The organism is Rhizobium sp. J15, from assembly GCF_002531825.1.
Classification (GTDB): Bacteria; Pseudomonadota; Alphaproteobacteria; order Rhizobiales; family Rhizobiaceae; genus Rhizobium.
Genome location: NZ_NWSX01000084.1, coordinates 1 through 8,319 on the forward strand (window position 1 = coordinate 1; position 8,319 = coordinate 8,319).

The window sequence follows — 8,319 nt, forward strand, 5'->3', positions numbered from 1 at the left end:
CCCTAACGGGCACCTTCTCCCCGCTGGGGAGAAGAGGAATAGAGATGTCGGCGGACATATTCTTAAGCGACGGGTAAATACGAGGCGCCGCCTCGAGTCCCTTCTCCCCAGCGGGGAGAAGGTGCCGGCAGGCGGATGAGGGGGCCTCACAGCCCACCCGACACTACTATCAATCGACCACCTACCGTCCAGAGCTAGACCTCACCCATCCGCATGCACGACACCGGCTTCACGCTCGAGGTAACGCTGATCGATATCCGGCAGCGGCTCGTCGTCGATTGCCGCCTCGAAGGCCTTGAGGCGCTTGTGGATGGAGAGCAACTCGATGATCGTCGTCCAGGAATTGACCAAATACTGGAACGAGTTGCTGACTTGGCCGAAGGCGGTCGAGATCTGCTGGAAGATACCGTAAGTAATGGTACCCGCCACGATCGTCGGCACCAGCATGAAGACCACGAAGAGCGCGTCCGCCTGGATGTAGAAGTAGCGGGCAACGTTGAAATACATGTAGTGAAAATACATGCGGAAATAGTTGCGTCGAACGTTTTCGAAAAGCTCCCTGACCGTCAGCGGCTGGGCTCGCTCGGCATGGTCCTCACCGTAGACGAGCTCTTTACGATAGGCCGCTTCGACGCGCTGATTGCGGAAATTCAAACCCGGCAATTTTACACCGGCGACGGCTAGCAGCAGCGTGCCGAATGCCGACCAGAAAAGCGCCAGCCAGAAGAGCGAATTCGCCAGCGGCCCGATCACCGGCAGCGCCGTCACGTAATGCGATAGCGCCAGAAGGATCGGAAGGAAGACCACGAGCGTCATCACCGAGTTGATAAGGCTGATGCCGAGGCCTTCAAGCGTGCTCGAAAAACGCATCGTGTCTTCCTGAACGCGCTGCGAAGCGCCTTCGATGTGACGCAGCTTTTCCCACTTCGACATGTAGAAATTGTTCATCGCCGTACGCCAGCGGAATATGTAGTGGCTCGTAAAGAAGTCGGTCATGATCGATACGAACATGCTGAGAAATGCGATCTGACAGAAAACCCACATCAGGTCGTAGAAATTGTCGACGGTAATGCCGGGCTGCTTCGACAGCGCATTCTGCAGCAGATCGCCGAAGGGCCGGCGCCAATTGTTAATCACAACGGTGATCTGCACGCCGAAATAGGTCACGAAGATGATCAGCGCCGAACCCCAGATCGACCAGAGTTTCCAAGGATGGTGGAGCGCCTTCAGATGCCAAAAGCCGCAGAAGACAACCGCCGACAGAAAGAAATAACTGTAGAACCAGACGTTTTCCGGCAACAGGAAGAAGGAGAGGTCGATCGGCTGCTGATCCTCGGGAACAGGTGTAAAACCGAGAGAGACGCCGAGACCGGCTGCAAAGAGATACCATCCGGCAATGGAAATCAGGGTCCAAACAACAAGCGAACTAAAGAACGCCTTCGGCTGGGGAAAAAACGAATGAAACACGGGGGGCTTTGCTTTCCTGAACTGTGAGTCTCGGGAGTGTCTTGGAACACTGATTGTGCCGGAAACTAAGGCAGTTCGAAGGAAGCAGCAATGGGTTTGGCCGATTGTTACGCAGATGTAACCGGTTAGGCGATTTTCCTAAGGACCGGCATGACAAGCGCCGCGCAGACGAGTAGCGCGGCGGCGGCGATCACCGTCGGCACGGTGAAACTGCCGGAACGCTCGGCGATCCAGCCGGCGACGACAGGCCCGACGATCTGGCCGAGCCCGAAGGCGGCCGTCATCATCGCCAGGATGCGCCTCGGGCTTTCGGGCGCAAGCTTGCGGCCGATCTGCAGCCCGTAAGCGGTGATCGCCAGGAACGTCGCCCCGAACAGCGCCCCGCCGATGAGCGGCGCCATCGATGGCGGCAGCGCCACCGTCGCCAGCACGCCGGCCGTCTCGACCAGAAGCGCGGCGACATAGACGCCACCGAGCCCGAGAGATCTAGCCACCGGCTTCCAGGCAAACAGCGCCACCGCCGCCGTCAGGCCGGCGATGAACCAGCAGAGGAATTCGACGAAAGCTCCGGTTGCCGACAGGCGGGCGATGGTGACGAGGAAGGTTGCCGTGATCACGTAGCCGAAGCCGAACAGGCCGTAGGATAGCGTCACGAGCACCATCGGCCGGCTCCAGGCGAGCGCCGGCTCCCTGCCCGTCCGTGCCGATTGCGCCGGCGCCGAAGGCAGGAGCCACCAGACGACGGCGAGGCTTGCCGCGCAATAGAGCGCCCCGCCGATCCAATCGGCGCGCCAGCCGCCGGGTCCATCGTGAAAACCGAGACCGATCAGCAGCACCATCACCGAGGAAAGCGCAATCCCGGCTCCCGGCCCGCCGAAATGCGCCGCCTGCACATGGTCGTTGCCGGCGGCAGCCCCGTGGCTCAGCACAATCGACGAGGTGAAGACCATCGCAAAGGCGCTGGCGAGGCCGGCAAGAAACCGGATGACGGCAAAGACCGCGACGGAATCGGTGGCGGCCATCGCGGCGAGCAGGATCGCGGTGGCCAGCAATGCCGAAAGCGCCACCAGCCGCTCGCGTCCCGCCGCCCAGCCATAGGCGGCAAGCACGGCGCCGACGAGATAGCCGACGAAATTCGCAGAGGCGATGAAGCCGGCATCCGCCGCCGAAAGCGGCACGCCGCTCATCATGCCGGGCAGGATTGGCGTGTAGGAGAAACGCCCGAAGCCCATGGCCGCCGCCATGGCGACGGCGCCGGCAGCGGCTGTGGCGACGAGATTCGGCGGGGAGTGCGGCGGGCGGGAAAGCATGCAGCGCTTATCGCGCCGCAGCGTCGGTGCCACAAACGACTATTTCTGATCGATCGATCAATTCCACGAAAGATGGATTTTTTCAGCCGCTGCTCTTGAACAGAATATCTTACGACATATGTTTTACGACATAGTGAACGATATATCCAACGATGAAAGGGAAAACCATGAGAGGTTTCAAAGGCGGCGTGTTCGGCGGAGGCTTCCGCATGGGCCGCAAATTCGCAGCCGGCGACCTGCAGCTCGTCATCCTGGCCCTGCTCGACGAGCGGCCGTGCCACGGCTATGAGCTGATCAAGATCCTCGAGGAGCGTTCCGGCGGCTTCTACGTGCCGAGCCCCGGCGTCATCTATCCCGCGCTGACCTATCTCGAGGAAACCGGCCTTGCCGGGGTGGAAAGCGAGGGCGCCAAGAAGCTCTACCGTATCACCGAGGCCGGCCGCCGCCGCGTCGCCGAAAACCGCGAGATGATCATGCACACGCTCGCCAAGCTCGAACGCATCGGCGAAAAGATGGCCTATGTGAAGCGTGTCTTCGAAAGCGACCGCCACGGCGCCGATGATGATAACGACGGCGACTTCATGCAGGACGGCGGCGACATCCGCGCCGCCCGCATGCTGCTGCGCTCGGCGCTCCGGATGCGCTATCCCTGGTCCAAACCCGAAGCCGCCCGCATCGCCGGCATATTGGAACGCGCCGCCACGGAGATCCTGCAAGGCGGCAGGCCGGAAACGCGGGGGTGAGCACGAACATTGGCCACCAAAGCTGAGTGAGTTGATGGATGAGCCAACCTCCCTCCTTACCAAGTCAGATTAGGTGGATATGGGCACCACCTCTCCTCCGTCATCCCTGTGCTCGTCACAGGGATCCAGCGCGCCCAAGTCCTTGGGCGCGGGAGACTTTCCAACTGTTGTATTGAGTCACTCACCGCGCCGACGCGCGGTGGCTGGATTCCTATGACAGGCACAGAAATGAGGGTGGAGAAGGAGTGCTTCGACAAAGCGTCGTCGTGACGCCAGCCGACCACAGCAATAACTAAGAATCCCGAAGGGCGAGAGGCTCCCTGATACCGTTACCGCCCTACGCCTGCACATCCGCCAGGGTCAAAATCACCGGCCCGTTGCGCGTCGCGACCACCGTGTGTTCGAATTGCACCGTCGGCGCCTTCGGATCGGCGTAGAGCGTCCAGGCATCGTCGCCGCCTTCGGCCCAGGTCGCGCCGAGCGACAGGAAGGGCTCGACCGTGAAGACGAGGCCATCCGTCATGATGCGTTTTTCCGAAGGGTCCGGCCAGGTGGAAAGCTCGGCCGGCTCCTCGTGCAGCGAGCGGCCGACGCCGTGGCTCGCCAGGTTGGCCACCAGCGTATAGCGGTTCTTTTGCGCAAAGGCGCCGACGGCGCTGCCGATCTTGGCGAGCGGCTCGCCCGATTTCACCTGGTTGAGCCCCACCCAGAGCGCCCGCTTGCCGTCCCGGCAGAGCCGTTCGATCTTCGGCTTGACCGGCGGCACCGCGAAGGAGGCGCCGGTATCGGCGAAGAAGCCGTCCTTCTCGGCCGAAACGTCGATATTGATGAGATCGCCGGCGCGGATGACGCGCGCGCCGGGAATGCCGTGGGCGATTTCCTCGTTGACGCTGATGCAGGTCGCACCCGGAAACTGGTAGCAGAATTCCGGGGCCGAGCGCGCGCCGGAATCCTCGAGCACCTTGCGGCCGATCTGGTCGAGCTCCAGCGTCGTCATGCCCGGCTCCATCGCTGCCGCCATCACCTGGATGGCGTTGGCGCAGATGCGGCCGATCTCCTTGAGCTTCACCAGTTCGTCGTCGTTTGCGATAACCATTCGTCCGTTCCGGCCTTGCGCAGGGCGGCGGCCGCCGCCTCAAGCTGAGGCTTTCGCCCCTTCGTCCTTTTCAGTCAATGCCTTTCTGACGATCGGCGCCACTTTCGTCCCGTAGAGTTCGATGCCGCGCATGATCTGATCATGCGGCATCAGGCCGATCGCCATCTGCAGCAGGAAGCGGTCGTTCTTGAAGAGCGCGTGCTGGGCGATGATCTTTTCGGCGACCGCCTCCGGATCGCCGACGAAGAGCGCGCCGTTCGGCCCGCGCGACATGTCGAAATGCGCCCGGCTCGTCGGTCCCCAGCCACGCTCGCGGCCGATGCGGTTCATCACCTCGGCCTGCGGCCCGTAAAACTGGTCGGCCGCCTTTTCGGTCGTATCGGCGATGAAGCCATGGACGTTGATGCTGGTCTTGAGCTTCGCCGGGTCCTGTCCTGCCCGGCGCGCCGCCTCGCGGTAGAGATCGAAGAGCGGCGCGAAACGGCGCGGCTCGCCGCCGATGATTGCGAGCGCCACCGGCAGGCCCAGCGCCCCGGCGCGCGCCAGCGACTGCGGCGTGCCGCCGACCGCGACCCAGAGCGGCAGCGGGTCCTGCAGCGGCCGGGGATAGACGCCGCGCCCGCGGATCGGCGCGCGAAGCTCGCCGCTCCAGTCGACCGTCTCGCCGTCACGCAGCGCCAGGAGCAGATCGAGCTTCTCCTCGAAAAGCTGGTCGTAATCTTCGAGATTGTAGCCGAACAGCGGGAAGGACTCGATGAAGGAGCCGCGCCCCGCCATGATTTCGGCCCGGCCGCCCGAAAGCAGATCGAGTGTCGCAAACTGCTGGAACACGCGCACCGGATCGTCGGAGGACAGCACGGTGACGGCGCTCGTCAGCCGGATATTGCTGGTCTTGACGGCAGCCGCCGCCAACGCCACCGCGGGAGCGGACGCCGCATAATCCGGCCGGTGATGCTCGCCGAGCCCGAAGACGTCGAGCCCGACCTGATCGGCAAGCTCGATCTCCTCGATCAGATGCTTCAGCCGCTCGGCCCCTTCCGCTCCCTTGCTGCGGGAGGGATTAGGATTGACGTCCGCAAAGGTGTAAAGGCCAAGTTCCATGATCCGCATCCTGTTGAATTCAACTGGAGATAAGGACCGGCGGCAAGGAACGCAAATACAAACTCTGGAACGGAACGTTCGAGAATTTCGATAGGCGGCGGGATGTTTTTGGCTTTGCTTCAACGAACACCAAAAACACGCCCAAGCCACCAATTCGAATCTGAATTCAACGACTTCCGAGCCGCAGTGGAATCATCGTCCAAACGGCCTCACGCCGCACTTGAAGCAGGAGGAACGGCGCGGCCTCCACCGCGCCATCCCGATACTCACATCCTCGCCAGCAATTCCGCCAGTTGGTCGGCGGCCTTGCCCCACCCCTCGTGGAAGCCCATCTTCTCGTGCGCGTCCTTGTCCTCGGCGCGCCAGTGCAGCGCCTTCGCCGTATATTTCGTGCGGCCGTTACCGAGCTCCTCGAGCAGGATGACGCCGGTGAAGAAGGGCTTTTCGGCAGGCACCCAGGCCTCGCTATAAGCATCGGTGAAGACGAGCTTCTCGTTCTCGACGACTTCAAGATAGACGCCGCGGTTCGGATAGCGGTTGCCCTCGGGATCCTGCATGACAATGACGTTGGAGCCGCCGGGGCGGACGTCGAGCGTCGCTTCCGCCACACCCCAGGGGCGCGGCACGAACCATTGCTTCAGAAGCTCCGGATCGGTCCATGCCTTGTAGATCTTCTCGCGCGGGGCGTCGAATTCGCGGACGAGGACGAGTTCATGCTGCGTGCTGGCGGTCATTTCAACATCTCTCCATTTGAGTGAAACCTGTTTCGCATCAGGTTGTTGCAAGGACGTGCCGGACTTCGCCGTTCCGACAGCGCGCCGAATTATTTTACGGCCGGCTGCACGGCCTCTTCCTGCATTTTGTCGATCTGCCGGCGGATATGGGCCGCCTCCGCCGCCGAATGGGCAAGCGCAATGGCGCGATCAAAGGCTTCGCGGGCCTGGCCGTGGCGGCCGAGCTGCTTCAGCAGATTGCCACGCAGCCCATGATAATAGAAATAGCCGTCGAGCTTCTCGCCGAGCGGATCGACGAGATCAAGTGCCGCCTCAGGCCCATGCAATTTGGAAATCACCACCGCCCTGTTGAGCGTGACGACCGGGGACGGCTGGATGCGTTCCAGCGCGCGATAGAGCAGATCGATCTCGACCCAGTCCGTGTCTTCAGCCCGTTTTGCCCGGGAATGAACGGCGGCAATCGCCGCCTGCAGCTGATAAGGCCCGGGTTGACGGTGGCGCAGAGCCTTGTCGAGCAGCGCCAGGGCCTCGTTGATGAAGAGTTGGTTCCAGAGCGCGCGGTCCTGATCTTCGAGCAGCACGATCTCGTCTTCGGCGCTGAAACGCGCCGGTCGGCGCGAGATCTGCAGAAGCATCAGCGCAAGCAGCCCCATCAATTCCGGTTCGGCAGGAAAGATGCGCAGCATCAGCCGCGCAAGCCGGATTGCCTCGTCACTGAAGGCAGCCGCCTCATGCCTGGGATCGGCCTGGCTGTAGCCCTCGTTGAAGATCAGATAGATCATCGTGCCGACGATCGAAAGCCGCTCCGCCCTCTCTTCGGGGCTCGGCGTTTCGAAAGGCACGCCCGCCTTGGCGACGCGCGCCTTGGCCCGGGTGATGCGCTGCTCCATGGCGCTTTCGGAAACCAGGAAAGCGCGGGCGATCTGCGTCACCGAAAGGCCGGAAACGATGCGCAGCGCCAGCGCGATCTGCTGGGTCGCGGGCAGATCGGGATGGCAGCAGATGAAGAGAAGCCGCAGGATGTCGTCGCGATAGTGGGAATCGTCCAGCCGCTCGGCGATATCGCTTTCGGCGTCCTCGGTATCGGAAATCGTATCCTCATCAGGCAGCGCCTGGAGCTTCGACCGCTTGCGCACGGCATCGATACCGCTGTTGCGGCCGACGAAGATGAGCCAGGCGGTCGGATCGCGCGGCGGCCCTTTCTCCGGCCACGTCCGGATCGCCCTCAGGCATGCCTCCTGGAACGCCTCTTCCGCAGTATCGAGATCGCGGAAATAGCGCAGCAGCGCGCCGAGCGCCTTCGGTCTGGCGGAGGCAAGCGCGAGGTCGATCCAGGCAATATCGGTCATGATGCAGCATCTCCCGGCCTGAACACGTAGAAGGGCCGAATTTCGTAAGAGGTGGAGCCGGGATTGACGGCCGATAGCTGTTTCGAGAAGGCGACCGCCTCCTCCAACGTCTCGAAATCAACCACGTAGAAGCCGAGAAGTGCCTCCTTCGTTTCCGCGAAAGGCCCGTCGATGACGAGAGCCTCATCTCTGCCCTTGCGCACGGTCGTCGCCGCCGTCGTCGGCATCAGCCGGCCGACAGGCCCGAGCTTGCCGGCCTTGGCGAGCGGCTCCTGCACCGCGTAAAGCTTCTCCATGACGGCAGCTTCTTCCTCCTTGGTCCAGGCGAAGACGGTTTCCTCATGGGCGTAACAAAGGATTGCGTAAAGCATCGGTCACTCCTCTTTCCGAATGACGAAGGAGTAACCGCTCAGCCGACAGGCCGCATCAAAAAATTATCAAGGCCAGCCGCGCTCGAAGGAACGGCCGATCCGAACCGAAGGCTAGGACCAATCGACATTCAGGATTCCCAAATCAGCT

At 62.3% G+C, this 8,319-nt stretch carries 8 protein-coding genes; 1 reads left to right on the top strand and 7 read right to left on the bottom strand.

All coding sequences use genetic code 11. The features are described 5' to 3' along the window. Window positions 1–201 precede the first annotated feature (201 nt). Together sbmA and CO670_RS32000 are read right to left on the bottom strand one after the other, a co-directional pair. Window positions 202–1,467: a peptide antibiotic transporter SbmA gene (sbmA, locus tag CO670_RS31995; RefSeq protein WP_097594018.1), complete on the bottom strand. Its 1,266-nt coding sequence runs from the start codon at window positions 1,465–1,467 to the stop codon at window positions 202–204. Window positions 1,468–1,592: 125 nt separating this feature from the next. Next, a complete protein-coding gene (locus CO670_RS32000) occupies window positions 1,593–2,777 on the bottom strand; it encodes a YbfB/YjiJ family MFS transporter (protein WP_097594020.1) in 1,185 nt (394 codons plus the stop codon). Between the two features lie 167 nt (window positions 2,778–2,944). Here CO670_RS32000 and CO670_RS32005 point away from each other — a divergent pair, with 167 nt between their 5' ends. Next, on the top strand, window positions 2,945–3,520 hold the full coding sequence (locus CO670_RS32005; RefSeq protein WP_097594021.1) for a PadR family transcriptional regulator: 576 nt from the start codon (window positions 2,945–2,947) through the stop codon (window positions 3,518–3,520). A 337-nt stretch (window positions 3,521–3,857) separates the two neighbouring features. On the opposite strand, the gene map is transcribed toward CO670_RS32005, so the two are convergent. The 5 genes from map to CO670_RS32030 form a co-directional block, all read right to left on the bottom strand. Beyond that, window positions 3,858–4,616: a type I methionyl aminopeptidase gene (gene map / locus CO670_RS32010; RefSeq protein WP_097594022.1), complete on the bottom strand. Its 759-nt coding sequence runs from the start codon at window positions 4,614–4,616 to the stop codon at window positions 3,858–3,860. Window positions 4,617–4,655: 39 nt separating this feature from the next. Next, complete coding sequence (locus tag CO670_RS32015) at window positions 4,656–5,717, bottom strand: LLM class flavin-dependent oxidoreductase (protein WP_097594023.1); 1,062 nt, start codon at window positions 5,715–5,717, stop codon at window positions 4,656–4,658. Window positions 5,718–5,983: 266 nt separating this feature from the next. After that, window positions 5,984–6,451, bottom strand: a complete 468-nt coding sequence (locus CO670_RS32020; protein WP_097594024.1) for an SRPBCC family protein — start codon at window positions 6,449–6,451, stop codon at window positions 5,984–5,986. Between the two features lie 89 nt (window positions 6,452–6,540). Further along, window positions 6,541–7,800, bottom strand: coding sequence for an RNA polymerase sigma factor (locus CO670_RS32025; protein ID WP_097594026.1), 1,260 nt, complete (start codon window positions 7,798–7,800; stop codon window positions 6,541–6,543). Further along, window positions 7,797–8,171 (bottom strand): YciI family protein, encoded by a 375-nt coding sequence (locus CO670_RS32030; protein ID WP_088672992.1) that lies wholly within the window; start codon window positions 8,169–8,171, stop codon window positions 7,797–7,799. Before CO670_RS32030 ends, CO670_RS32025 begins: the two co-directional genes overlap by 4 nt. Between the last annotated feature and the right edge of the window lie 148 nt (window positions 8,172–8,319).

What these genes read in the sequence shown, in the direction of transcription:
- map (WP_097594022.1), bottom strand. Translation starts at nt 4,616, where the DNA reads ATGGTTATCGCAAACGACGACGAACTGGTGAAGCTCAAGGAGATCGGC.
- CO670_RS32015 (WP_097594023.1), bottom strand. Translation starts at nt 5,717, where the DNA reads ATGGAACTTGGCCTTTACACCTTTGCGGACGTCAATCCTAATCCCTCC.
- CO670_RS32025 (WP_097594026.1), bottom strand. Translation starts at nt 7,800, where the DNA reads ATGACCGATATTGCCTGGATCGACCTCGCGCTTGCCTCCGCCAGACCG.
- CO670_RS32030 (WP_088672992.1), bottom strand. Translation starts at nt 8,171, where the DNA reads ATGCTTTACGCAATCCTTTGTTACGCCCATGAGGAAACCGTCTTCGCC.
- CO670_RS32020 (WP_097594024.1), bottom strand. Translation starts at nt 6,451, where the DNA reads ATGACCGCCAGCACGCAGCATGAACTCGTCCTCGTCCGCGAATTCGAC.
- CO670_RS32000 (WP_097594020.1), bottom strand. Translation starts at nt 2,777, where the DNA reads ATGCTTTCCCGCCCGCCGCACTCCCCGCCGAATCTCGTCGCCACAGCC.
- CO670_RS32005 (WP_097594021.1), top strand. Translation starts at nt 2,945, where the DNA reads ATGAGAGGTTTCAAAGGCGGCGTGTTCGGCGGAGGCTTCCGCATGGGC.